The sequence below is a fragment of the Acidisoma sp. S159 genome (genome assembly GCF_009766125.1).
In the GTDB taxonomy this organism is placed as follows: domain Bacteria; phylum Pseudomonadota; class Alphaproteobacteria; order Acetobacterales; family Acetobacteraceae; genus Acidisoma.
In genome coordinates this window covers 76,829-101,128 of the sequence record NZ_LMUG01000048.1, presented here as the reverse complement: position 1 = coordinate 101,128, position 24,300 = coordinate 76,829, and the positions used below count along the sequence as shown (strand labels likewise).

General features: G+C 65.5%; 19 protein-coding genes and 1 tRNA gene. 11 read left to right on the top strand and 9 right to left on the bottom strand.

The window, feature by feature from the left end; all coding sequences use genetic code 11:
- Positions 1–13: 13 nt before the first annotated feature.
- Positions 14–811 carry an exodeoxyribonuclease III gene (xth, locus tag GSQ92_RS15515; protein WP_158802679.1) on the top strand — a complete coding sequence of 266 codons (798 nt, stop codon included), beginning with the start codon at positions 14–16 and terminating at the stop codon, positions 809–811.
- Positions 812–814: 3 nt separating this feature from the next.
- Here the strand turns inward: xth and GSQ92_RS15510 are convergent, their stop codons facing one another.
- From GSQ92_RS15510 to GSQ92_RS15470, 9 genes are all read right to left on the bottom strand, one after another.
- Complete coding sequence (locus GSQ92_RS15510; protein ID WP_158802680.1) at positions 815–1,219, bottom strand: OmpA family protein; 405 nt, start codon at positions 1,217–1,219, stop codon at positions 815–817.
- A gap of 96 nt (positions 1,220–1,315) precedes the next feature.
- On the bottom strand, positions 1,316–2,074 hold the full coding sequence (locus tag GSQ92_RS15505; protein ID WP_158802681.1) for a trans-aconitate 2-methyltransferase: 759 nt from the start codon (positions 2,072–2,074) through the stop codon (positions 1,316–1,318).
- A gap of 138 nt (positions 2,075–2,212) precedes the next feature.
- Positions 2,213–2,533 (bottom strand): YXWGXW repeat-containing protein, encoded by a 321-nt coding sequence (locus GSQ92_RS15500; RefSeq protein ID WP_158802682.1) that lies wholly within the window; start codon positions 2,531–2,533, stop codon positions 2,213–2,215.
- A 92-nt stretch (positions 2,534–2,625) separates the two neighbouring features.
- Positions 2,626–3,747, bottom strand: a complete 1,122-nt coding sequence (locus tag GSQ92_RS15495) for an LLM class flavin-dependent oxidoreductase (protein ID WP_158802683.1) — start codon at positions 3,745–3,747, stop codon at positions 2,626–2,628.
- A gap of 658 nt (positions 3,748–4,405) precedes the next feature.
- Positions 4,406–4,726 carry a hypothetical protein gene (locus tag GSQ92_RS15490; RefSeq protein ID WP_158802684.1) on the bottom strand — a complete coding sequence of 107 codons (321 nt, stop codon included), beginning with the start codon at positions 4,724–4,726 and terminating at the stop codon, positions 4,406–4,408.
- 1,747 nt (positions 4,727–6,473) lie between these two features.
- The gene (locus tag GSQ92_RS15485) at positions 6,474–9,167 is read right to left on the bottom strand and encodes a valine--tRNA ligase (protein WP_159013663.1); all 2,694 of its coding nucleotides are present in this window, start codon (positions 9,165–9,167) and stop codon (positions 6,474–6,476) included.
- A gap of 96 nt (positions 9,168–9,263) precedes the next feature.
- Entirely contained in the window at positions 9,264–9,956 is a 693-nt protein-coding gene (locus tag GSQ92_RS15480) for a DUF2497 domain-containing protein (RefSeq protein WP_158802686.1), read from the bottom strand.
- An 87-nt stretch (positions 9,957–10,043) separates the two neighbouring features.
- Complete coding sequence (locus GSQ92_RS15475) at positions 10,044–11,486, bottom strand: TolC family outer membrane protein (RefSeq protein ID WP_158802687.1); 1,443 nt, start codon at positions 11,484–11,486, stop codon at positions 10,044–10,046.
- 251 nt (positions 11,487–11,737) lie between these two features.
- A complete protein-coding gene (locus tag GSQ92_RS15470; RefSeq protein ID WP_254065587.1) occupies positions 11,738–12,451 on the bottom strand; it encodes a protein-L-isoaspartate O-methyltransferase in 714 nt (237 codons plus the stop codon).
- A gap of 130 nt (positions 12,452–12,581) precedes the next feature.
- Between GSQ92_RS15470 and GSQ92_RS15465 the strand changes: the two genes are divergently transcribed.
- The 10 genes from GSQ92_RS15465 to GSQ92_RS15420 all read left to right on the top strand — a co-directional run bounded on the left by GSQ92_RS15465 (position 12,582) and on the right by GSQ92_RS15420 (position 24,230).
- A tRNA-Cys gene (locus tag GSQ92_RS15465) sits at positions 12,582–12,655 on the top strand.
- 201 nt (positions 12,656–12,856) lie between these two features.
- A complete protein-coding gene (locus GSQ92_RS30975; protein WP_158802688.1) occupies positions 12,857–14,698 on the top strand; it encodes a DEAD/DEAH box helicase in 1,842 nt (613 codons plus the stop codon).
- 27 nt (positions 14,699–14,725) lie between these two features.
- A complete protein-coding gene (locus GSQ92_RS15455; RefSeq protein WP_254065589.1) occupies positions 14,726–16,111 on the top strand; it encodes a class I SAM-dependent RNA methyltransferase in 1,386 nt (461 codons plus the stop codon).
- Between the two features lie 66 nt (positions 16,112–16,177).
- Positions 16,178–17,533 (top strand): paraquat-inducible protein A, encoded by a 1,356-nt coding sequence (locus tag GSQ92_RS15450; RefSeq protein ID WP_158802689.1) that lies wholly within the window; start codon positions 16,178–16,180, stop codon positions 17,531–17,533.
- Entirely contained in the window at positions 17,530–19,260 is a 1,731-nt protein-coding gene (locus GSQ92_RS15445) for an intermembrane transport protein PqiB (protein WP_159013662.1), read from the top strand. The genes GSQ92_RS15450 and GSQ92_RS15445 overlap by 4 nt, the downstream gene beginning before the upstream one ends.
- Before the next feature lie 3 nt (positions 19,261–19,263).
- A complete protein-coding gene (locus tag GSQ92_RS15440) occupies positions 19,264–19,884 on the top strand; it encodes a membrane integrity-associated transporter subunit PqiC (RefSeq protein WP_158802691.1) in 621 nt (206 codons plus the stop codon).
- 6 nt (positions 19,885–19,890) lie between these two features.
- Positions 19,891–20,766 (top strand): cytidine deaminase, encoded by an 876-nt coding sequence (gene cdd, locus GSQ92_RS15435; RefSeq protein WP_158802692.1) that lies wholly within the window; start codon positions 19,891–19,893, stop codon positions 20,764–20,766.
- Positions 20,767–20,790: 24 nt separating this feature from the next.
- A complete protein-coding gene (locus tag GSQ92_RS15430) occupies positions 20,791–21,249 on the top strand; it encodes a YcgN family cysteine cluster protein (protein ID WP_158802693.1) in 459 nt (152 codons plus the stop codon).
- Positions 21,250–21,266: 17 nt separating this feature from the next.
- Positions 21,267–22,676, top strand: coding sequence for an MFS transporter (locus tag GSQ92_RS15425; RefSeq protein ID WP_158802694.1), 1,410 nt, complete (start codon positions 21,267–21,269; stop codon positions 22,674–22,676).
- 333 nt (positions 22,677–23,009) lie between these two features.
- Positions 23,010–24,230: an MFS transporter gene (locus tag GSQ92_RS15420; protein WP_254065590.1), complete on the top strand. Its 1,221-nt coding sequence runs from the start codon at positions 23,010–23,012 to the stop codon at positions 24,228–24,230.
- Positions 24,231–24,300 lie beyond the last annotated feature (70 nt).

Here is a 24,300-nt window from a genome sequence, read left to right as displayed (position 1 = left end):
TTAGTTTTCCCGCATGCGCATCGCCACTTGGAACGTCAATTCGATCCGCGTCCGCCAGACCCATGTCCGACGCTGGCTGGAGCGGGTGCGGCCGGATGTTCTGGTTCTGCAGGAGATCAAGTGCGAGTCGGCGGGGTTTCCCGGCGCGGTCTTCGAGGATCTCGGCTACCAGTCGGAGGCGATCGGGCAGAAGGCCTATAACGGCGTCGCGGTCGTGGCGCGCCAGCCTTTCACGGTGACGCATCGCGCTTTACCGGGCCTGTCCGGTGAGGACACCCAGGCGCGCTACATCGAGCTGGAAAGCGGCGGCATCACCGTCATCGGAATCTACCTGCCCAACGGCAATTCCGGCGGCGAGGCTGGCTATGCCTACAAGCTCGCCTGGATGGACCTGCTGGCGGAGCGGGCTGAAGCGCTGCTGGACGAGGATCGCGATCTTCTCATCGCCGGAGACTTCAACGTCTGTCCGACGCCGCTCGACTTCGCACCCGGTACCTTGCCGCCGACCGATGCGCTGCTACGGCTGGAAACGCGGATGCGCTATCGCCGCCTGATCCATGCCGGTCTGACCGACGCGGTGCGGACTCTGCATCCGCATGCGCCGGCCTATAGTTTCTGGGATTACCAGGCCGGCGCCTGGGAGCGCGACCGCGGCTTGCGGATCGACTTCGCGCTGCTGTCCCCGCGCCTCGCGGAGCGGCTCATCGCCGCCGCACCGGACCGAGACGAGCGCGGGGCGGAGCAGCCATCCGACCATGTCCCCGTGGTGGTCGACCTCGCCGACGCTACCGCCGAGGTGCTGGCGGCCTGAGGCTTACGGCGCGGTCGGCGAGCCGACGATGATGTCGACGCGGCGAACCTCGATCTTGGACATCGGCACGGCGGGTTGAACGGCGCCCATCGGACGAGTCGTTATCCGCGACGGATTGACGCCATCGGCCACCAGTTCTGCCTCCACGGCCTTGGCGCGGAGGTTGTCCATATCCGCCGGCTCGACATAGTGATGGCCCGGCGGCGCGGAGTAGCCCGCGACCACAACCGACTTATCGCTATAGCGATTGGCGAAGTTCGCTCCGGCGGTCACGGCGCTGTCCGCGCCATTGTCGAGCGCTGCGGAGTTCGGCGTGAAGAAGACCGGGAAGCTTTGGCCGGCGGGCTCCAACGGAGGGGTGCAGGCGCCGAGTGCGAGCAGTGCGGTAAGAGCGACAAGCCGGCGCATCTTCAATACCTTACAAAAACTTTATAATCTTCCTCGGCATTAGATCACGCCCTCCCCGGCGTCAATCGCAGTGCAGCAACGGCAGCGCTCCCCGGGTCAGAACTTCTCCATGCGGTCGCGGTTCTCGATCATGAGCACGTCATGATTGCCAGCCCAGCCGCGCTCGTTATAGCTGAGGATCCGGGTCGCCTGCGCGCGGCTTGCCATCTCGATCACGGTTGATGCGCGGCATAGCGACACACCGTAATCGTCCGGGCCAGGGTAACGCGCATAGCCCCAGCCGGTGGCTTCGTAGCCTGCCAGGATCTCGGCCCATTCCACCTCGCCGATCATCGCGCCGTGGCTGCGCTGGACCTCCTTGCTCCAATTGCCGTGGATCGTCGCGATCAGGATGCCGCGCGGGCTGAGCAGGCGGCTTAGATGGCACAACCAGGCCTCAGCGCGGGAGCGATCCACATGCGTGAAGAGCGACCCGATCCAGATCAGGTCGAAGCCTGTACCGAGTTCGACCGTCGCCAGATCGGGCCGAGAATAAATGCCGGTGCCGCCGAATTGTTGGGTGCAGAAGTCGACGCCATCCGTCTCGATATCGGCGAAGGTGATCGCGGCGCGGGGAAAGGCGGCGCGCAGATGACGGGCGACACGGCCATGGCCGCAGGGAAGGTCGAGGATGCGCCTGACATCGCCGAGGCTCGACATGGCAAGCGCGCGAAAAATGACGCGGATCGCATCGACCCCGACCGAGAAATACCAGTCGGGGCCGGTGTTGAACATGTGGTCCTGCGGAGAGACCGTCTTGTCGATCTCGCGCTTCAGAAAGGCCTCCTCGAGCGCCGCCACCTTCGCGAACTGCATATAGCTCCCCACCGTCCCGTCATCAGGTCAGTTTGAAGCCGAAATGAACCGGATGCGCCAGTCATTGTTTGCGCATCCGGTAAATGCAAGCGATGCGGAGGGCTGGTGTCTTAGTCCCGCCGCCTCAATGACGACTGTTCATTGCCAGTGGCCCGGCACCCAGACCCAGCGACCATAGGAATTGGCCCAATGGCCATGGATGAAGTGGGCGTAGCGCGGGCCGGCTGGGATGTAGTGGCCGCCGATCCAGGCGTAACGGTAGCCGTCCCATTGCCAATGGCCGGGCTCCCAAACGAAGCGCGGACCAGGTGGCGGAGGCGGCGGTCCCTCGAAGCGCAGCCCCGGCACAGGCGGGTAGGGATAGCCCTGCGCCTGGGCCGGCGAGGCGCCGGAGATAGTCGCGGCGCCCAGCAGCGCGCCCAATGCCAAGCTGGCGGCAAGGGCTCGAAAACGGATCATCCAGGTCTCCTCATATCTCAGCCGAAGGAGACGGACCGAACGCCCGCAGCAAGGCAAAAGCGCGGCGCCGACTGTGACAGAGGGTGAGCCGGCTATTCCGCCGCCTTGCGCGACGCCGCGCTGGCGATTTCCCGCCGCATCGCCGGCAGCACGTCCTGCGCCAGGCGCTCCATCGTGCCCCATTCGCGCGCGCGGTTCTGGTTGCTGCCGTCCATCGAGGCCATGAGCAGCGTCGAGAAAGGGCCGACCCGCTCCCGGAAGCCGAGGAGCTTTTCGGTGACGGTCTTGGCGGAGCCATAGATGACCATGCTTTCGATCATCCCCTCCACCGTGACATCGGCGTCGGCCATCTTGGGGTCGCTCTTCATCACCGCCGTGTAGTCGGCGCGCTTCAGAACCTCCCAGAGGTAGTGGAAGTAGTAGTAGTTGCTGCCTTTGGGATCCATGACCCAGTCCAGCGCCTCCTGGTCGCTCTCGGCCACAAGCAGGTTGCGGGCAACGCGCCAATCATGGCCGTCAGGTTCGCGGCCAGCCGCACGGCAGCCCTCGGCGTATTTCTTGAAGTGGCTGCCGACGATCCATTCGGGACAGAAATTGGCGCTGATCGGACTCCAGCCGCGCTCGGCCGCCACCTTCACGCTGCCGGAATAGGGCGACATGGCGGACATCGCGATGGGCGGATGGGGTTTCTGGAACGGCTTGCCCATGTAGCCGACACCAAGCTCCGGCACGATCGAGTCGGTGATCTTGATATGCCAATGCTTGCCCTTGAGGTCGTAGGGCGGGTCCTGGCCCCAGATCGCCAGGATATGGTCGATGCTCTCCATCATCCGTTCGTTGCGGATCGTGGGATCGGTATTGCCGAACAGCTCGTGATCGCTGGAAAGACCCGCCGGCCCGATGCCGAAGACGAAGCGGCCTCCGCTGAGATGATCGAACATCGCGGCCTCGGCGGCAACGATGGCCGGGTGGTGGTTCGGCAGACCCACAACGCCAGTTCCGAAGACGATCGACTTGGTGCGATGGATCAGCGAGGCCATCAGCATCATCGGCGCGCAGAACGGCTCGGTGGCGGCGGAGAAATGCTCCCCCACCCAGGCCTCGTCGAAGCCCAGGCGGTCGGCATGGATGATCTTCTCGGAATTCTCCGAGATGGTGTCGCGCATCGAGCGATCGGCCGGGTGCAGCGGCATCTGGAACAGGCCAAGCTTCATCGAATGTCCTCCCGCCCCGCGTCTCGCGCGCGGATTGTCAACAATCCACGCAGAGTGCGGCCATGGCCGAGGGAGTGTCAACGACCGCCGCGGCGGCGCGTGTGGGTTTGGTCATGCGCGGGGTTTATAATGGAACTGCCAATAGCATTTGCCCCTCTTCGCTATGAACTGCTCGGGATATTTCTGCGCCAGGTTCAGCATGCCTGGCCCCAGCGCTCTGGAATTCGCGTAGGCATTTCCCACGCCCGGGAATTCTGGGCGGTATGTGTTGAGCCAGTGAACCAACAAGTCGGTTGTCAGAGGGTATTCCTCGCTCGATTTCGCCATAAGGACTTTCGCTAAAAATTCCTGCGGCCCCGTAAGGTTAAATAGGCAGGTTGGGTATTGATCCCATCGAGGCGACGGCGATGCGACGTTAGGCTGCTCAACCGCCGGCACTTGACCAGACGGCTGTATGGATTCCGGAACGATGGTTGCAACACAGCGCAAGCCTGGTTGTGGCAGATAGCTCCTGAACGGAAAACCCGTGCCACGAATGGAGGCGGCACTTGATGGTGCGATGACCGGTTCTGAATTGGCGAGAACTGGTCTTGTTGCGTCTGTGTCTGGCCCTCCGGCGTCGGTGACCTGGAAACAACAGGCGTCGAACTTCCCGGCATCACATTCTTCCTCGTGACAGAAGATGCGTATCGCAGGAATGTCTTAATGGTTGATATCGCTGCGACATGGAAACGCAGCGAGATTCCGTCACCGAAATCAAACTGAATTCGCCGTCGAGCGGCAGCCGGCTCTTTGGCGCACCGCCTTCAAATGCCGCATCGCCGTGCGGATACGGCCGGGCTGATGGGGCATCAACGACCAGGGCGGCGCGCGCCTGGTAACCTTGGTCAGTCGCTATTTTCCGTAGGTAGCCGACAACCACAGCGAAGCCCGCAAGACTTAAGTCGGTGCGCCTGGGATGGCCCAGAAAAACCAGCAACCTTCGCCCGGTGGGACCCGCTGCCCCGCACAATGTTCAGGATGACTTCTGATCAGCCTGATCATGGCTGACCGTATGTAATCCTCGCGCCGATAGGCGTCTCCAGCTTCAGGAAATTGACGACGATGTGTGCCAGCTAAATTGTGAAGTTGAACGGACGAAAGTTGGTGCGTCGGATTCGAGTGAGCGGAGAGAACGCTGGCCAGAAAGTGTTGCGTGACGTTTAGACCCGGAATCCAGTCCGCGCGCCGAATATCCGCGGGTATTGCTGGCGGTGGCGGCCGTAGGACGCGAAGTCTCGTTCCGAACAACGGAACTTGACCGATGGCCCCCGGAAGTTGCGGGTCGGTGGGCTGTTGGATTAAGGCGAGTGTGCCTGTGCGCTCTTGGTTACTCGTCGGAAGGTAACTTGTGTTTGCCGGCGGAGCCACGACTGTGCCGCCCAGCTGATGTGGACAGTCGTTTGGGACGAACGGTGGGCTCGGCGCGAGCAGCTCAAACGAAGATTGATTGCCGGGCTGGTCATCCGAAACGGACTGACCCATGGGCGTCGGCGGTCCGAACCTGAATACGTCTGCTCCCGACATGGCGCTCTCCTCGTGAGAAGAGACGCGTATCGCCAAACACGTTAACGCGTTGATACTCTCGCCGGTTGTCTGGTCTCTGCCCAAGCGGCCGAGCGGCGCGTCGAGGCGCGCGCCGTTTTAGCGGTGAAACCGGCAAGGCGCTCGCGGCACCACCTCCGGCTTGGCGCGAGAGACGAAGCTCTCGGTGGCAAACTTTCGCTTGCACCTTGCGCGCCAGCCCGGGGGACGGCCGGGGTCTTAGGTCGGAGGCCGGCCTACTCCGTAAATGTGATCAGGACCCGCTACGACGTAGAAGTAATCGGGATACCGCGCCACAAGCAGTTCGAAGGCCCTTCGCATGTTCTGCGGTCTTGTATAGGTGTTTGGATAGAGCTCCGGCGGTCGCGCGAGCCATGCTGCGTAGAGTTGGTGCGCTGCAACAGGTTGCGGCAGTTGACGGAGGATTCCTGCCAATGCGAACGGTCGACCATGGAGGCCAGGCGGCAGCACGGGTGCAGCGGCGACAGGTTGCACCTGCTGTGGCTGTGGCTGTGGCTGTGGCTGTGGCTGTGGCAATACCCGTGCCGGTGCCTGGGGCAGAGGCTGCGACAGTTGCGGGATCGGCGGCTGGGCCTCAGTCACCTGGGGTCGGGGGGCAAGCTGGCGGCGGGCCACCAGGATCCGACGGGGCTCGTCCACCGGAAGGTCCTGAGGCAGTGGACCGAGCGGAAGGCGCCGGTAGGTCGGCGAACGAGGAACGACCGTTCGCCTCGTCAGGGGCATCACGGTCTGAGCCGGATTCTGGAGCTGCTGCCAGAGCTGAAACGGAATCTCTCCGACCTCCAGCTCACCAGGCGGCGTAATTGGGCCAGTATTAATAATAGGCCCGATCGATTGCGACATGGCAACCTCCTTTGAGAAGAGGCGCGTATCGCAGGAAGGTCTTAACTCGTTTGCACCTTTGCATTCCAGAAACGTCGTGCTGCTCAACTTTTATCAAAGCGGCATCTGGATATTCGCGGATCACAAGATTTTTGCTTTGCGATTTATAAACGTTCACGCACCCGAGTGTTCGTCCCGATATCGAAACTCCACAGGCCGCATGGCCGAGACCGGAACGCCTCCGGATTACAAATCCTGCAGTGCCCGCCCGGCAAACGCGATCCAGCTCTACCTCAGCCTCAGCCCAAGCGGCCGAGTGCCGCTTCGAGACGTGCTGCTTCAGCCGTGAAACCGGCAAGGCGTTCGCGGTTTTCCTCCACCACCTCCGGCTTGGCGCGCGAGACGAAGCTTTCGTTGGAGAGCTTGGCTTGCACCTTGCGCGCCTCCTCCAAGGCCTTCGCGCGCTCCTTCTCCAGCCGCACGCGCTCGGCGCCGAGGTCGATCAGACCGGCTAGAGGCAGCACGATGGTGATCGGCCCCAGCACGGCTTGCGCCGAACCCGCTGGCGCCTCGCCTTCGAGCGGCCGCACCTCGGAAGCGCGGGCCATGCGGCGGATGGTGTCCTCCCAGCGCGCCGCGCGCGCCAAGGCTTCGGCATCGGCATCGCGCAGCAGGATCGGTGCCAGGATCGAGGGCGGCACGCGCATCTCGGACCGCACGCCGCGAACCTCGGTGATGAGACCGACAATCCAGTCGAGCTCGGCCCGCGCTGCCTCGGCCTCGGTCGCCGCGGCCGGCTTGGGCCAGGGTGCCCGGATGAGCGTGCCCTCGGCGCCGAAGCCGAAGGCGCCCCACAGCTCCTCGGTCACGAAGGGCATCGCGGGATGCAGCAAGCGCAGGATGGTGCCGAGGACATGCGCCGCGACCGCGCGGATCTCACTCGCTTCCGGGGACTCGCCCTGGGCGAAGACGGGTTTTGCGAATTCCAGGAACCAGTCGCAGTACGTGTTCCATGTGAAACGATAGCAGGCGGCGGCGTAGTCGTTGAGGCGGTAGGCGTCCAAGGCCGCCGTCGCCTCGGCCACCGCTACATTGGCGGAATCGAGCAGCCAGCGGCTGAGCGGCAATTTCACCTGCGCCGGATCGAAGCCTGGCACCGGGGCCACGCCGTTCATCTCGCAGAAGCGCGCGGCGTTCCACAGCTTGGTGACGAAGCTGCGATAGCTCTCGACGATGGCGGGGCTGAGCTTGACGTCCCGGCCCGGCCCGGTCAGCGCGCAGATGGTGAAGCGCAGGGCATCCGTGCCGAATTGGTCGATGAGCGCCAGCGGGTCGATGACATTGCCCTTGGACTTGGACATCTTCTGGCCGCGCTCGTCCCGCACCAGGCCATGGATATAGACCGTGCGGAACGGCACATCGCCCATCACATGCAGCCCCATCATCATCATCCGGGCGACCCAGAAGAAGATGATGTCGAAGGCGGTGACGAGTACGTCGGTCGGATAGTACCGGGCAAGCTCCGGAGTCTGGTCGGGCCAGCCGAGGGTCGAGAAGGGCCACAGGCCGGAGCTGAACCAGGTGTCCAGCACGTCCTCGTCCTGGGTCAGCACTTCGTCGGTCCCGTAGGCAGTGCGGGCGAGGGCCGCGGCACCTGCCGCGTCCTCGGCGACGAAGACCTGGCCGTCCGGACCGTACCAGGCCGGGATGCGATGGCCCCACCAGAGCTGGCGGCTGATGCACCAGGGCTCGATCTCGCGCAGCCAGGCGAAGAAGGTGTTTTCCCATTGGCGCGGCACGAAGACGGTGCGCCCCTCCTCCACCGCGCGGATCGCCGGCTTGGCGAGTTCGGCGGCGTTGCAGAACCATTGCGTGGTCAACAGGGGCTCGATCGGCACGCCGGAACGGTCGCCATGCGGCACCTGATTGCGGTGACGCTCGACCTGGACCAGCAGATCCAGCCGCTCAAGCTCGGCGACAATCGCGGCGCGGACGGCGAAACGGTCCTGGCCGGCGAGGCGCGTGAGGTAGGCGGGATCGGCGATGCCTTCGACCGCCCGCATCTCGCCGGCGATCTCGTCGATGACGAACCCCGCCTGGCGATCGAGGATCGAGGGCATGGGCAAGGCGTGGCGCTGGCCCACCGCGAAATCGTTGAAGTCATGCGCGGGGGTGATCTTGACCGCGCCGGTGCCCTTTTCGGGGTCGGAGTAGCCGTCGGCGATGATCGGAATGCGGCGACCGACCAGCGGCAGAATGGCGTGGCGGCCGATCAGGTCCCGATACCGCTCATCCTCGGGGTTCACCGCCACCGCGACATCGCCCGGCAGGGTCTCGGGCCGCGTGGTGGCGACGGTGATGAAGCGATCCGGCACCCCCTCGATGGGGTAGCGGATGTACCAAAGGGAGCCGTCCATCTCCCGGCTTTCCACTTCGAGGTCGGAGATCGCCGATTGGAAGGCGGGGTCCCAGTTCACCAGGCGGCGGTCGCGGTAGATAAGACCCTGGCCATGCATCTCGACGAAGACGCGGCGGACGGCGCGGGACAGACCCTCGTCCATGGTGAAACGCTCGCGCGGCCAGTCCAGCGACGCGCCAAGGCGGCGGAGCTGCCGGGTGATGGTGCCGCCGGATTCGGCCTTCCATTGCCAGACGCGGTCGAGAAAAGCCTCGCGACCCTGTTGCTTGCGGCTAGTGCCTTCGGCGGCGAGGAGACGCTCGACCACCATCTGGGTCGCGATACCGGCATGGTCGGAACCGGGCTGCCACAAAGTGTCTCGCCGTTGCATGCGGCGAAAACGGACGAGCGCGTCCTGGACGGTGAAGGTTAGCGCATGACCGATATGCAGGCTGCCCGTGACATTGGGCGGCGGGATCATGATGGTGAAGGGATCGGCGTCCGAGGTGGGGTCGGCCGCGAAGGCGCCGCTGCTTTCCCAGATAGCGTAGAGGCGCGCCTCGGCTTCCGCCGGCGAGAAGGACTTTTCGAGCATCAGGCTGACCTAGCGGAGAGCGGGCGGCGCCGGAAGAGGCCGTCGCACGCGGCAGCCCGACGGTCCCTCGTCGGATTCCCTGCCCGCGCCGCGGCGTCAGCGCAAGCTGCGGCTGACCAGCTTCTCGATCTCGGCGCGCACGAGCCGTTCCACCAGCCCCGGAAGATTCTCATCGAGCCATGACTTCAGCAGCGGACGCAGCTCGCTTCTGACGACGTCCTCGATTGTCGGCGCACTGCGCGGGTTGAGCGGACCGCCTTCCTGGTCGAGCCGGCGCAAAAGGGCTTCGACGGAGGCGGCTGCCGCTGCGGCAGCCGCCGGCGCCACGAGGGCTTCGATCGCGAGGGCCGACATTGGGGGAGCCGCATCGGCCTCGCCACTGCGCGACGGTGTGCCCAAGAGCGGCGCTTCCGACGGTCCGCGGGCGGCTTCGACTTCCGGCGCGGCCGATGGCTCTTCGGCGCGGGGAATGTGGCCGGCGGAGGACAAAGCGGCCCATCCGGGCGCGGCATGTGGCGGCGTTACGTGCGCTTCGCTTGGGGGCGGAACCGGATCATCTGCCGGATGCGGCGGCTGGTCCGCGACGACCATGGAATCGTCGAGGGTCAGCACGGGCGGCACAATCTCAGGCGGCCCCTCGATCTCAAGACGGGGAGGTTCGGGCTCAGCGCTTGGCTGGTCCGCCTTGGAGCGCGGAACGTTCAGCCAATTGCTCGATGGCGAGTTGCTTTTAAGACGCGTCTCTTCATCGACCATGATCCGGCGGATCGAGGCCAAGATGTCCTCCATCGACTCGTCCTTGGGAGAAGTCTCAGGATCGTCGCCACTCATCAGGTCTTTGCCCCCGCTCTGTCAGGGGCAGCATTGGCCCAAAGATCAGTGGTTGTCATTCCCCAGGTTGTCGGACGGGCTACCATTGGTGTTGCCGACCGTGTTAGCCGAGGGGTCGCCGGTGCCGATCCAGGCATCCTTGACCGATCTGAAGTAGGCGTTGTCGTCATACAGCGGCACATGCAGGTTGATGTCCCGTGCGGTGAAGCGGCCGATCGCCGCCGCGAGGTTGTAGGACGCGGTAACCAGCCCGGCGAGGTTCTGCACCAGCGTCACCTCCGATTGCAGTAGGAGCTGCTGCGCGTTCAACACATCGAGCGTGGTGCGGCTGCCGACGATCGCCTCGCGCTCGGTGCCGTCGAGGGCGATCTGGTTGGCGGCGATTTCCGCCCTGGTGCTGGAAATCGTGGCGCGGGTGGCGACCAGCGTTTCCCAGTTTTGGGTCGCGGTTTGCACCGCGGTGCGGCGCTGCACGTCAACCTGTTGCCGGGCGTTCTCGCGATTCTGCACCGCCTGCCGGATCGCGGCATATTCGGCGCCGCCCTGATAGATCGGGATCGAGATCGTCGCCAGAACCTCGGCCCCGGTCGATTGGAAATTGCGTTCCTGCTGGTTGTCCTGCTGAAACGCCTCGCCCTGAACCTGCAGGGTGGGCAGCAACGCGCTCCAGGCGATATCAACGGCGTCGGATTCCGCTGCCTGGGTGAACTGCGCCTGGACCACGGCGGGATTGTCCCGCTGTGCCGCCGCGGCGGCCTCGTTCCGATTGCCAACCGGCACCGCAAGCGGTTGCGGCGGCACCAGCTTGCCGGGCATGAAGCCGACCACGCTCTGGAAGGTCGCGCGGGCAGTCTGCAGGTTGCCCTGGGCGGTCTGCACCTCGGCCTCGGCCTGTGCCAGTGCGGATTCGCTCTGTGCGACGTCGGTGCGGGTGATTTCGCCGACGCTGAAGCGGTCCTCGGTCGCCTTGAGCTGCTCCTTGAGCACCTGGGCGTTGTTCACCGCCAAGGCGAGGAGCTGCTGATTCTCGATAACCGTGACATAGGCCGAAACGGCGCTGGTGAAGACCTGCTGCTCGATGTTGATGAGGTTGGCGCGCTCGGCCCGCACCCGGTCCTTGGCCTGGGCGGTCTGCGCGCGGGTCTTCCCGCCGTTGTAGACGTTTTCGGTGATCTGCGCCTGAACACTGGCGAGCGCGCGGTTCTGGCCCGAGGTCTGGTTGCTGCTCTGGCCGAACTGGTCCGTGAGCCCTACCGTCTGATTGCCCTGGGTGTAACCCGCGGAAGCGCCGACGGTGACGGTCGGGCGCCAGCCGGCGAGCGCCTGTGGCACATTCTCGTCGACCGACCGCAGATTGGCGCGCTCGGCCTGCAGGGTCGGGTTGTTGGCATAGGCCGCAGCCAAAGATTCATTCAATGTCTGCGCCATCGCGGGCGAGGCCATCGCAACCAGGCCGAGGCCAATCAGGAAGGCAGTACGCGAGATCATGTATCCATCCCAAATCTTTCGCCACCGAAACCTTTGTCGACGCTGATCGCTCACGCGGAGACGCTCAGGTCGCTTTCAGACCTCGGCAGGCCGAAAAAAGGACCCTCATCCGACAGGAGACGGTCCCAGCTTACGCACACGCGATCTCGGCTAAGCATCTGCCACAAGAACAGTTCTGAAGGCCAATGCTTTAACGCATTGACCCGCCGCCGTGGCTATCGCGCCACATCCCATACCTGAGGAAAAGCGAATCAAAGCTCAAAATGCGGCGTGAAATCGAAGGCCGATAAGACAGCGGTCGCACAATCGAAGGCCGGAACGATCGCGAGGCCCGCCAGCAAGGCATCGCCTGCCTGACCGCGAGGCCGTTCCGCCCGCACCGCCACGCCATTGCCCCCGCGCGACAACACGGTCACCAGCCTGCCACCAGGCTTGAGCTGCCGCGCGATCGCATCGGGTATCTCGGCGACCTGACCTTCGATGAAGATCGCATCCCACAGGTCGAGACCAGGCGCCCCTTCGCGCAATGGCCCGTGCCGCAGGGTGACCGGAAAACCCAGCGCCGTTAGGGCACTGCGCGCTTCCGCGATGAGCGCCTCGTCGTCATCGACCGCGACAACCCGTGCATCGCAGGCGGCGAGTACCGCGGCACCATAGCCGGCGCCTCCAGCGACGACGAGCAGACGCTCCCCGGCGACCGGCAGCAGCAGTTGCGCCAGCCGTGCGAAGGCCAGCGGCGCCATGAGCACGCGGCCGTCGCCGAGCGGCACATCCTGATCAGCGTAAGCGAGTGGCAATAGATGCGGCGGTAGAAAGCGTTCCCGGGGGATGGTCCGCATTGCATCGAGCAGGCGCGGGTCCGAAACCTTGTTGGGGCGAAGCTGGCTATCCACCATGAACTGGCGCGCCGCGGCGAAGGACGCGGGTAGGTTGGTGCTGGCCATCATCTCTACCGGGTGCTGCATCGCGGCGGACCATACAAGCGGCTTTCGCGCGCGCCAAGTTATCGCCGGCGCGCTGGCGGTAGACGCGATTGACCGGCCGCTCGCTCTCGGACTATGCATCGCGCCCGGCCGCGCAGGCCGACCACCATCCGGTCCGGTGGCAGAGTGGTGATGCAGCGGACTGCAAATCCGCGAATGTGGGTTCGATTCCCGCCCGGACCTCCAGCCGACGTCTCTACCGCCGCGTGCAGGGTGGCGGCCATAGTCATGGCTGAGCGGCTATGCCCTGAAAAACGTTGACTTACCGGGCCTATAGCGCCGATATCCCGCCTGCGGGCCAGCGCAAGGGCGGAGCTTGTTCGCCGCGGGACCTCCTACCTGCTGTTTCAGTGCAGACGCGCCGGCCGCGCTCTGGCATCCGCACCTATGTCAACTGCCGCCAACCAAGGAATATCTTTGTCTCTTCACGCAGCGTCTGTCACGGACGCGGCTATCACCGCGGACAACCCCCCCGAATCCGCACCCGTGACACGTACTACCTTCCACGACCTCGGCCTGTCGGACCTTCTCCTCCGCGCGATCGAGGAGAAGGGCTATCTCCATCCGACCCCGATTCAGGAGCAGGCGATTCCCATCGTCCTCCAAGGTCGCGATGTGCTGGGCTGCGCTCAAACCGGCACCGGCAAGACCGCAAGCTTCACACTGCCGATGATGGAAATCCTCAGCGGCAGCCGCGCCCGCGCACGCATGCCGCGCAGCCTCATCCTAGAGCCGACGCGCGAACTCGCGCTGCAGGTCGCCGAGAACTTCGTGCTGTACGGCAAGCACCTCAAGCTCAACCACGCGCTGCTCATCGGCGGCGAGAGCCTGTCCGATCAGAAGGACGCGCTGATGCGCGGCGTCGATGTTCTTATCGCGACGCCCGGCCGCCTGATCGACCTTTTCGAGCGCGGCGGGCTGTTGCTCAGCGACGTCCGGATCCTGGTGATCGACGAGGCCGACCGCATGCTCGACATGGGGTTCATCCCGGATGTCGAGCGCATCGTGTCGATGCTGCCGCAGAACCGGCAGACGCTGTTCTTCAGCGCTACCATCGCGCCGCCGATCCGCCGGCTGGCCGATGCCTTCCTGCAGAACCCGAAGGAAATCACCACCTCGGCCTCGGCCTCGGTTGCGCCGACCATCGTCGCGGGTCTCGCCGTTGTCGCGGAAGAGGATAAGCGGCGCACGCTGCGCAAGCTGATTGAGACGCAGGACGTGCAGAACGCACTGATCTTCAGCAACCGCAAACGCGACGTCGATATTCTCTACAAGTCACTGCAACGGCACGGTTTCAGCGTCGGCTCGCTGCATGGCGACATGGTGCAATCGGCCCGTTTCACGACGCTTGAGAAGTTCCGCGCCAACGAGATCCGCTTGCTGGTTTGCAGCGATGTCGCGGCGCGCGGCATCGATATCGGTGGCCTGTCGCATGTCTTCAACTTCGACGTGCCGCATCATGCCGAGGACTACGTCCACCGCATCGGGCGCACAGGGCGCGCGGGCCTGACCGGCCACGCCTTCACCCTGGCGACGCCCGACGAGCGCGAAATGGTGGAGGCGATCGAGAAGCTGACCGGTGCGCCGATCCCGCGTATCGACATCGAAGGCGTCGCACCGCTCGAATGGTCCGAAGGCAGCGGCGACCGCCGGCGTGGCCGGGGCCGTGGCGGCGATAAGGGCAAGTCGGCCGAAAAGGGTCGCGGCGAGCGTGGCCGTGGTCGCGGCGGCGCCAAGCCAGCCGCGCCTCAGCCGGAGCCGCTGGCGGCGATCGAGGCCAATGCACCGATTCTGTTGCCCGAAGAGGTCGTGGCGGTCGAGGAGACTGGTCGCGGTGGCGGCCGGCGTCGTGGCGGACAGGGCCGCGACGGGCATCCGCCGCGCGAACGCCTAGCGCGTGAGGTTCAGGCGCTCGAGGAGAGTGCTCAGGCAGCGCCGGAAGCTCAGCCTCGCCAGCGCAACGAGCGCAAACGCGGCCAGGGCCAGGTGCCGGCCGAAGTAGTTCGCGCCAAGCCGGAGGAGACCCAGCGCGAGCCGCAGGGTCGCCGCGACAACAATCGCCGCCCCGCTCCGGTCGCCGCAGATCGCGAGGCCGGACCGGTTTTGGGCTTCGGCGCCGAGATCCCGGCATTCATGCTGATCCGTCCCCGTCGCCGGGCGCCGGAGCCTGCCCAGATCGCCGCCGCCGGAACCAGCGACCACGCGAACGCCGCGCCCGAGGCCTCGTGAGGACGGCTGCTGCGAGCCGTTGACAGGGTGGCACATCGGAAATCGGCGCAGCGCGCCCCGGCGGAACGTCGCGGCATAGCGTCCGCGCGGCCCGAGGCGCTGCCGGAGGTCATTGCGGCGCGGATCCAGGCGATTGGCGCTGATGGCGATGGCATAGCGCGCCTGCCCGATGGACGGCCGCTCTATCTCCCTTTCACCCTGCCCGGCGAAAACGTCGAGGCGCGGAAGCTTTATGCGCGCGGCGGCGGCCTAGGCGGTGAGGCGATCGTTCTCGATCCGAGCGCCGAGCGTGTCACACCGCCTTGCCCGCATTTTGGCACCTGCGGCGGCTGCACGCTGCAGCATTGGCAGATCGACGCCATCCGGCGCTGGAAGGCCGGCGAGCTCGTTCAGGCCCTGACGCGCGCGGGTTTCCCGAATGCCACGGTCGAGGCAACGCTTGCCAGCGCGCCCGGCACGCGGCGGCGTGTGGATCTTGCCTTCCGTCGCGGACCGGCCGGCGAACAGCTCGGCTTCCATGCCCACCGCTCGCGCGACATCGTGCCGATCGCGGTCTGCCCCGTCACCGAACCGGCGATCGTGGCGCTGCTGGCGCCCCTCGGCGACCTGCTGCCACGCCTCGCCGCGATCCATCGCGAAGCCGCCTGCATCATCAACCTGCTCGACAGCGGCCCCGACCTTCTGCTGCGCACCGACGCTGATCTCAATCCCGCGGACCGCCGTCTGCTCGCGGCTTTTGGCGCGGCGCAGGGCATACCCCGCATCGCCTGGGCGCGCGGCACCGGCGAAACCGAAATGGCGGCGCAGCTCGGGCCGGTCCGGATTATCCTCGGCGGGGTCGAGGTGGCGCCGCCGCCTGGCGCCTTCCTGCAAGCGACGGCGACCGGGGCGAGCGATATCGCGGCGGCGGTGGTGGCGGGCTTGCCTGAGGACATCCGCGCGCGGGACCGGGTGGTCGAGTTGCACGCGGGCTCCGGCACGCTGACCTTCGCCCTCGCCCGCAAGTCTCGCGTGCATGCCTATGAGGGCGATGCGGCGGCGGCACTGGCGCTGGAACAGGCTGCCGGGCACGCGGGGCTGCACGGCAATATCCTGGTCCACCGGCGCGATCTTGCGCGTCAGCCGCTTGGCTTGGCGGATTTCGCCGGCGCCCGGGCCATCGTGCTCGACCCGCCCTTTGCCGGTGCGCCCGATCAAATCGAGGCGGTCGCCCGCTCTTCCGTCGGGCGAGTGATTTACGTGAGTTGCAACCCCGCAGCACTTTCGCGGGAGGTGGGGTTGCTAAGAGCCGCGGGATTCAATCTCTTGCAGGCGACACCGATTGATCAATTCGTCTGGTCAAGCCGGTTAGAGAGCGTGGTCGTGCTAGACCGAAAGGTATCGACCGACCGGCGGTTTCGTCCGCCGCGTTGACCTTCCGGTCATTGACGCATTGGCCATGCAGTCTCAAGAATTGGCCGCTTGCCCTGGATGTTCCCTATGTCTGACGACGCCCTGAAACTGCAGCCCGGTGGGGGCGTGCCGGATGTCTGGCGCGAATGCCCGGATTGCGGCCTGCTGACCACCCTCCCCCGGATGCGGCCCGGCTTCGTGGCGGAGTGCCCACGCTGCAGCAAAACACTGTGGCGGATGCGGCGAACCCCCTTCCCTTTCCCCATTACCTGCGGCATCGCGGCGGTGATGTTCTACGCCTATACGATCGTCGCACCCTTCCTCGAAATCTCCGCCTACGGCCGCTTCCAGCTGGCGCGGATCGAAACCGGGCCGGACCAGCTGCGGCTGCAGGGCTTCGCGCTGCTCGGCCTGCTCGTGCTCGGCGTCACGGTGATCATGCCGGGCATCAAGCTTGGCCTCATGCTCTTCACGCTGCTTGGCCTCGAAAGCCGTTTCGTATCGGCGCGTCTACTCAAACTGGCCTTCCGCTGGCACGAGCGGGTCGGGCCCTGGGCCATGGTCGATGTCTATCTGCTCGGCTTCCTGGTCGCCTATACGCGCCTCACCGCCATCGCCAGCGTCGACCTGGACACCGCGCTCTATTCCCTCATCGGCCTCATGGTAATGATGGCGGCGGCGGAAGCAGCACTCGATTCGGAAGCGGTGTGGCGCGCGCTGGATGTGGCGGAACAGCATTCGGACGAGCGGCATCATCGCCCGCCGGCGGAGTCCGACTACGCCTTCGAGGGACCGACCACCCCGGGCGATCTCGTCGGCTGTCACACCTGCCATCTGGTGAACCGCGCCGATCACGGCGACCGCTGCCGGCGCTGCCATGGCGTTCTGCATACGCGCAAGCCGAATAGCGTGGTGCGGAGCTGGGCTTACCTCGTGGCGGCGGTCGCGCTCTATGTCCCCGCCAATATGTATCCGGTGCTGCATGTCACCCAGCTCGCCAAGACGCAGAACTTCACGATCATGGGCGGCATCGTCGAATTGGTGGATTACGGCCTTTGGCCGCTCGCGATCCTGGTCTTCGTCGCCAGTATCACCATCCCGCTGCTCAAGTTGCTGACGCTTGGCTACATGCTGGTCCAGATACAACTGCGCAACGGCGACCATCTTCTCGGGCGCACCCGGGCCTTCCGAGTGATCGACTTCATAGGCCGCTGGTCGATGATCGATGTGTTCATGATCTCGATCCTGGTGGCGCTCGTCCGCTTCGGGCAATTCGCCAATATCCGTACCGATATCGGTGCCCCGGCCTTCGCCTCCGTCGTGGTTCTCACGATGTTCGCGGTGATCGCCTTCGATCCCCGCCTGATGTGGGACGCGCCGCGGGTCGAATACCTGCAGACGGGAACCGAGGCGGATGACGCGGCTGCGGGAGTGCCGGCATGAGTGACCAACCGCCCCGCGCCGAACGCGTCGATGGCAGTCCGCCGCAGCGCGAAAAGCCGCCGCCGACCGCGCATCTCCGCCGCCGCCGCTTTTCCTTCGTCTGGCTGATTCCGATCGTGGCCGCCGGCATCGCGCTCTATCTCGGCTATCGCACGCTGGTGCAGCAGGGGCCGCTGATCACCATCACCTTCAACAACGCCTTCGGCCTGTCCGAGGGCCAGACACAGGTGAAATACAAGGCGGTGGCTTTGGGCACCGTTGAGACTATCGATCTCAGCCCGGACAACAGCCATGTCGTGGTCCGGGTGCGGATGAATGGCGTGGGTACGCGCTTCCTGACTGACCACGCGCGCTTCTGGGTGGTGAGGCCGCACTTCTCGCCGAGCAATTTCTCGGGCCTCGATACCCTCGTATCCGGCGCCTACATCGAGGTCGATCCGGGAGCGCCCGGAGGACGTTACCGCGCCCATTTCACCGGCTTGCAGGACCCGCCTGGCGTGCGGTCCGATCAGCCAGGCCATACTTACGTCCTGAAGGCGGAGAGCATCGGTTCGCTCAGTTCGGGCTCGCCCGTGTTCTATCGGGATGTCCAGGTGGGCGAGGTCCTGGCCTATGACCTCGGCGACGGGCTGGGGCCGGTGACCATCAACGTCTTCGTGCGCGCGCCTTATGACCGACTGGTGCGGCCCGAGAGCCATTTCTACAACTCATCCGGGGTCTCGGCGGGCTTCCAGGGGGGCGGATTCCACATCGAATTCCAGTCGCTCCAGGCGATCATCGCCGGTGGCGTGACCTTCGATCTGCCAAAAGAAGCGGCGGATAGCGCACCAAGCCCCAATAGCGCGGTCTTCCCGCTCTTCGCTTCGAAAGGAGAGGCCGAAGCCGCCGGATACCAGAACCAGATACCGATCGTCGCCTATTTCCAGACCTCAGTCAGCGGCCTGAGCCGTGGCTCACCGGTCAATGTTTTCGGCATTCAGGTGGGCGAAGTGACGGAGGTGAAGCTGCTGCTGAACCCGAACAAGGGCACTGCCAAGGTTCGCGTGGCGATGCAATTGCAGCCGGAACGGGTGTTCTCGGCCAATGAATTCCCGAAGAACGAGACCGCCCCGGTAGTGCTGCAGAAGATGGTCGATCGCGGGCTGCGCGCGGTTCTCGAATCCGGCAGCCTCATCACAGGGCAGAAACAGATCTCCCTCGAGGTCGTGCCCGGTGCGAAGCCGGCCAAGATCACGCGCGAGGGCAGCGCGCTGGTCATGCCGAGCGAGGGCGGCGGCCTCGACAACATCATGTCCTCGCTGTCGGACGTGACGACCAAGCTGTCGAAGATTCCCTTCGATGCCTTAGGCAGCAACCTCAACAAGCTTCTCGTCACCGCCAATGACACGATCGGCGGGCCGGAGGTGAAGCAGTCGCTGACCTCGCTGTCCACAACGCTGAAAGACGTGCAGCAGCTGGTGAAGAACACCAATGACGGCCTGGCGCCGACGCTGAAGGCACTGCCGGGGCTCACCAAGTCGCTGCAAACGACCTTGCACGCCGCGACCTCGACCTTGGGGCAGGTCGGGCGCGGCTACGGCAGCGATTCCGACTTCCAACGCAATCTGGAGCAGCTCATGGACCAGGCGAACGGTGCGCTGCGATCGATCAAGCTGCTCGCCGACTTCCTCGACCGGCACCCCGAGGCGCTGATCCTCGGCCGAACCGGCCGGGCCACGGGGGGCTAGCGCATGGTCTCACGCCGCCAGCTCCTCCGCGCCTCCGCCGGGTTTGCCGCTGTCGGATTGACCGGCCTCAGCGGCTGTTCCTCCCCCAGTCCGAACTACTACCGGCTGGGGATCGTTCCGGGCACGGTCCATACCGGCGGTCCCGGGCGGATCGTGGTGCGGAGCATCAGCATTCCCGGCTATCTCGACCGCGACGGCATCGTGAAGGGCGGCGGGAACTACCAGATCGACATCCACGACAACGATCTCTGGGCCGAGGATTTTGCCGGCATGCTGCAGGATTCGATGGTCCAGGATCTGGCGCAGCGGCTGCCGAATACGACCGTCACAGGTCCCGGTAGTTCGATCACCGGCACGCCCGATGCGCTGGTCGAGATCAATCTGCAGCGCTTCGACACGGATGCGAGCGGCATGATGATCTTCATCGCGCAGCTTGCCATCAAGTCGGGGGCCTCGCTGACGACCTGGGCGACCCGGACGCTGAACCTTTCGGCGCCCGCTAACGGACCGCGCGTCGCCGCTGTGGTTGCCGTGATGAGCCATCTGTGGGGCGAGGCGGCGGATAACGCGGCCAGCCTGCTGGTGCAGAGCTGGGCGCATCATCCCCACTCATCCGCCGACTAGCCGCGAATGGCGCAGCCGCTGCTCGACGCTGCCGCCGGGCTACTGGGAACCGGCTTGCGGCAAGGCGCGGTGCTGGGGGCCTCGGACGCGGCGGATTTGGTCGCGCGGTTCGGTCTGGCGAGCATGGATGCGCTCATGCGGGCGCTGCTGCCTTTGGCACAGAGCCTCGCGCGTCCGTCGGTCTCGAACTTCCGTGTGGGGGCGGTTGGGCTCGAGCGGCGATCCGGCGCCTTGGTGCTCGGCGCCAACCTGGAGTTTTCGGGCACGACGATGGCCGAAACTGTGCATGCGGAGCAGTTCCTGTTCGCGCGCGCCTTCCATCGTGGCGAGATCCTGGAGCGTGTCGCGACCAGCGCGCGGCCCTGCGGCCATTGTCGCCAGTTCATGGCGGAATTCGCGGGCCGCGAGCGGCTGGTTGTTCTCGATCCCGAGGGTGACGGGGCAAGCAGCCTCGCCGAGCTACTGCCGCATTTCTTCAGTCCGGCGGATCTTGGAGAGACGGGCGCCGAGCCGGTCGCTCCGGCGCTGCTCGACCTCGCTCTGAGCGAGGAGGCGGAGGTGCTGCGCGGCCTCGCCTCACGTGCCCATGCGCCCTATAGCCGAGGCGGTTCGGCGGCCCTGTTACGCTTGGCGGATGGTGTGTTGGTTCCCGGCGTGGCCATCGAGAATGTCGCCTACAATCCAAGTTTCGGCGCGCTGCAATCGGCGCTTGTTAATCTGGTCGCGGCCGGAGGAGACCCCACCAAGATCCGGGCCGCGAGCTTTGGCGCGATCGACGGACCGCTCGACAGCGAACCTCGCGCGCGGCAATTGCTGGCGGCTGTCGCGCCTGCCGCGGCGTTTCGGCAGATGACATGGGATGCCGCGCTCTCCACAGATTAACGCGGGATCTGCTACACCACGCCGATGCCCGGCCCGTTCTGGAAAACCAAGACTCTTGAAGAGATGACGCAGGCGGAGTGGGAATCGCTCTGCGACGGCTGCGGCCGTTGCTGCCTGCACAAGTTGCGCGACGAGGATACCGACGCCCTCACCTTCACCAATGTCGGCTGCCGGTTGCTCGATACCGAGAGCTGCCGCTGCACCGACTACGCCAACCGCTTCAAGAAAGTGCCGGACTGCGTGCAACTGACACCCGCCGTCGTGCGAGAAGTCGATTGGTTGCCGCCCTCCTGCGCCTATCGCCGCCTCGCGGAAGGGCGTGACCTGCCGACGTGGCATCCGCTACGGACGGGCGACCCGCAAAGCGTGATCGATGCCGGCATCTCGGCCTCGGGGCGGATCATCAACGAGCGTCACGCGGGACCACTGGAACACCACGCTGTCGAGTGGCCGGGCCGGCCACCCCGCCGCCGCCTGGGCTAACGCACGGGCACCAGACGATGATGGAGGGTTCGGTCACAGGCGCCGGTGGGGGCGGATGGCGCGTTTTGTTTGGCCGCCGCCACGCCATGTATCTCGCCACGTTCAGCCTTGGCTCGGCGCTCTATGCCTTCAGCGCCTTCCTGGTCTCGGCCTGCCTGCCCTCGGCGGTGGTCGAACTCGGCGACCTGTCGCTGATGAGCTGGGGCTTCACCTTCTATCTCGTCGCAGCGATTCTGGCGGGCACGCTCGCGGCGACCCTGAAGCAACGTTGGGGCACCCAAGCGGCCTTCCAATATGCGAGCGTGGTCTATCTCCTCGGCAGCCTCGCCTGTGGGCTGGCCCCGGCCATGTGGGTGTTGCTGGGCGGCCGACTGCTGCAGGGGGTCGGCGAAGGGGCGATTTCGGGGCTCTGCTACATCCTCATTCCCGAGTTTTTCCCGGCGGCGCTGATCCCGGCGATCTTTGGGGTGGAGGCGGTGATCTGGGCACTGGGCTCGATCGTCGGGCCGGTGGTGGGCGGGTTTCTCACGGAGGTCATTTCCTGGCGCGGCGCCTTCCTCGTTTCCGTGCCGTTCATCCTGTTGTTCATGGCGATGGTCCGCATCGCGATCCCAAGCGGCGGAGGTGGCGGACGGGCCAGCGCCATGCCGCTGCCCTTCGTGCGCCTGGCAGGCGTCGGGCTTGGCATCCTGCTGATCTCGGCGGCCGCCATCGCACCACCGGCTCTGCGATTCGCCGGGGTTGGCGCCGGACTGCTCGTGCTGCTGGCGATGGTGCTGTGGGATCATCGCGCCGCGAACCACCTGTTGCCACGCGGCGCGTTCTCGTTCGGCAGCGTGCTGGGCCTTGCCTTCTGGATCGTGCTGCTGATGCCGAGCGCCCATACCGGCCCGGGCGTCTATGTCATTCTCCTGTTCGAGCGGGTCTGGGGCTTCTCGCCACTACCGGCGAGCACGCTTGGCGCCACCATGGGCTTCACCTGGAGCGTGGTCGGTGTGGCGGTGAGCTGGCTCTCGGCTCGCTGGGCGCGCGCCTGTCTGTGGCTCGGGCCGCTGATTATGACGGCGGGGCTGGCGATTTGCGGTGTTTCCCTATGGCAGCACGGGCTGCTGCTGTTCCTGGCGGGTCAGGCACTCGTCGGTCTGGCCTATGGCGTGAGTTGGGGCTTCGTCAGCCAGGCGATCATGGTCGGTGTCGCGCCGGCGGATCGCGACCGTGCCTCCGGAATGGTGCCCACCATGATGTCAGCCGGACTCGCGGTCGGCGCGGCGCTGGGCGGGGTCGCGGCGAATAGCGCGGGCCTCGCGGTCTCCGATACGCCGGCGGTCGTAACGCATGCGGGCATCTGGTGCTTCACCCTGGCGACAGCGATCGCGCTGGGCGCCTTCCTGATCAGCCTGCGCCTGCGGGTGCGGATGGGCGATTAGTAGGTGATGTTTTGGCCTGGATCGCAACCAAAGGATATCGTCATGGCACGCGAAGGCGTGCGGGGCACCCCGGGCATCTACGCCTTGCCTTTGTCACGCAAGCAAAGGCGTGGATGCCCGGCATTCGCCGGACATGACGTGGTGGAATGAGCCGGGTTCAGGCCAGAGAAATCCTGCTTGCCGAGCGTGACGTTGTGGAGCGAGCGAGCAGGGTTTCCGACCAGAGACATGCTGCTTTCGCCCGCGCCCGATATCATCTCGCAACTGCGAAATAGAAGCTTCGAAGGCGCGGGGTCGCCCGTATAATGAGGCTCCTGCCCTCGGAGCCTGAATGTGACACTGTCGCCTGCCCTTCTCGCGCTCGCCGCCGCTGCTTTCGGGATCGGCACGACGGAATTCGTCATCATGGGGCTGCTGCCGGAGATCAGCCGCAGCCTCGATGTCACCATCCCGGCGGCGGGCCAGCTCGTCTCGATGTATGCGCTGTCGGTGACGATCGGCTCGCCCATCATGGCGGTTCTGATAGCGCGGCTACCGCGGCGACGGGCCCTGCTGGTGCTGATGGCGGTCTTCGTCCTGGGCAATGTCTTCTGCGCCCTGTCAGGAAGTTTCGATCTTCTCATGGCGGCGCGGGTCTTCACCGCGCTCGCGCATGGCGCTTTCTTCGGGATCGGCGCGATCGTGGCGGCGGACGTGGTGCCGCGCCACCAGCGCGCCATGGCGATATCGCTGATGTTCTCGGGGCTTACGCTCGCCAATGTGCTCGGCGTGCCCTTCGGTACCTTGCTCGGCCAGGCCTATGGCTGGCGGGCGAGCTTCTGGGCCGTGTCGGTCATCGGCGTGGCGGCTTTCGTGGCGCTCGTTATCTGGGTGCCGGATGTGCGGCAGGCGCGGCGCATGCGGCTGGGCCGCGAGATACATGCGCTGGCCCATCCGCAGGTGCTGCTGGCCATGGCGACCAGCGCCATCTGCTCGGCGGCGCTGTTTACCGTCTTCACCTATATCACGCCGATGCTGGAGACGGTTTCGGGCATCTCGCCGCATGGGGTGAGCGTCGCGCTTTTGCTGTTTGGCGTTGGCATCACCCTCGGCAATCTGATGGGCGGGCGGCTGGCCGATTGGCGGCTGATGTTCTCCGTTATCGTGCTGCTCTGCGTGCTGATCGTGGTCGAAGCGATCTTCACCCGCACGAGCCACTACGCCATCCCATCCGTCGTGACCTTGATGATCTGGGGCGCGCTCGCCTTCGGCGTTGGGCCCTGCCTGCAAACCCGCGTGGTCGATCAGGCTCAGGCGGCGCCTAGCCTTGCCTCCACGCTCAACCAAAGTGCCTTCAACCTCGGCAATGCGATTGGCGCTTCCACGGGTGGGCTGATGGTTTCGGCGGGCATTGGATATGACGCGTTGCCCTGGGGCGGTTGCGCGTTCAGTGCTGTCGCACTGGCGACGGTTCTCTTTGCGGTGCGGCTGGAGACGCGCACGCGCCGCCGGCGGGGCGCGCGGCGGGCTGCATTTTGGGCCGCGCATACGATGCCGCTTCGCGAAGACGGCTGAGATACGCGCTGCGCAATAAAAAAGCCAAGCTCTTTCGAGCTTGGCTTTTGTCGCTTCTTTGCGAAACCGC

Excerpts from the sequence above, each read along its gene's own strand:
- GSQ92_RS15495 (WP_158802683.1), bottom strand. The coding sequence starts at position 3,747 with ATGAAGCTTGGCCTGTTCCAGATGCCGCTGCACCCGGCCGATCGCTCG.
- GSQ92_RS15500 (WP_158802682.1), bottom strand. The coding sequence starts at position 2,533 with ATGATCCGTTTTCGAGCCCTTGCCGCCAGCTTGGCATTGGGCGCGCTG.
- GSQ92_RS15505 (WP_158802681.1), bottom strand. The coding sequence starts at position 2,074 with ATGCAGTTCGCGAAGGTGGCGGCGCTCGAGGAGGCCTTTCTGAAGCGC.
- GSQ92_RS15480 (WP_158802686.1), bottom strand. The coding sequence starts at position 9,956 with ATGGAGGACATCTTGGCCTCGATCCGCCGGATCATGGTCGATGAAGAG.
- GSQ92_RS15450 (WP_158802689.1), top strand. The coding sequence starts at position 16,178 with ATGTCTGACGACGCCCTGAAACTGCAGCCCGGTGGGGGCGTGCCGGAT.
- GSQ92_RS15445 (WP_159013662.1), top strand. The coding sequence starts at position 17,530 with ATGAGTGACCAACCGCCCCGCGCCGAACGCGTCGATGGCAGTCCGCCG.
- GSQ92_RS15425 (WP_158802694.1), top strand. The coding sequence starts at position 21,267 with ATGATGGAGGGTTCGGTCACAGGCGCCGGTGGGGGCGGATGGCGCGTT.
- GSQ92_RS15440 (WP_158802691.1), top strand. The coding sequence starts at position 19,264 with ATGGTCTCACGCCGCCAGCTCCTCCGCGCCTCCGCCGGGTTTGCCGCT.
- xth (WP_158802679.1), top strand. The coding sequence starts at position 14 with ATGCGCATCGCCACTTGGAACGTCAATTCGATCCGCGTCCGCCAGACC.
- GSQ92_RS15430 (WP_158802693.1), top strand. The coding sequence starts at position 20,791 with ATGCCCGGCCCGTTCTGGAAAACCAAGACTCTTGAAGAGATGACGCAG.
- GSQ92_RS30975 (WP_158802688.1), top strand. The coding sequence starts at position 12,857 with ATGTCAACTGCCGCCAACCAAGGAATATCTTTGTCTCTTCACGCAGCG.
- GSQ92_RS15510 (WP_158802680.1), bottom strand. The coding sequence starts at position 1,219 with ATGCGCCGGCTTGTCGCTCTTACCGCACTGCTCGCACTCGGCGCCTGC.
- GSQ92_RS15470 (WP_254065587.1), bottom strand. The coding sequence starts at position 12,451 with ATGCAGCACCCGGTAGAGATGATGGCCAGCACCAACCTACCCGCGTCC.
- GSQ92_RS15475 (WP_158802687.1), bottom strand. The coding sequence starts at position 11,486 with ATGATCTCGCGTACTGCCTTCCTGATTGGCCTCGGCCTGGTTGCGATG.
- GSQ92_RS15485 (WP_159013663.1), bottom strand. The coding sequence starts at position 9,167 with ATGCTCGAAAAGTCCTTCTCGCCGGCGGAAGCCGAGGCGCGCCTCTAC.
- cdd (WP_158802692.1), top strand. The coding sequence starts at position 19,891 with ATGGCGCAGCCGCTGCTCGACGCTGCCGCCGGGCTACTGGGAACCGGC.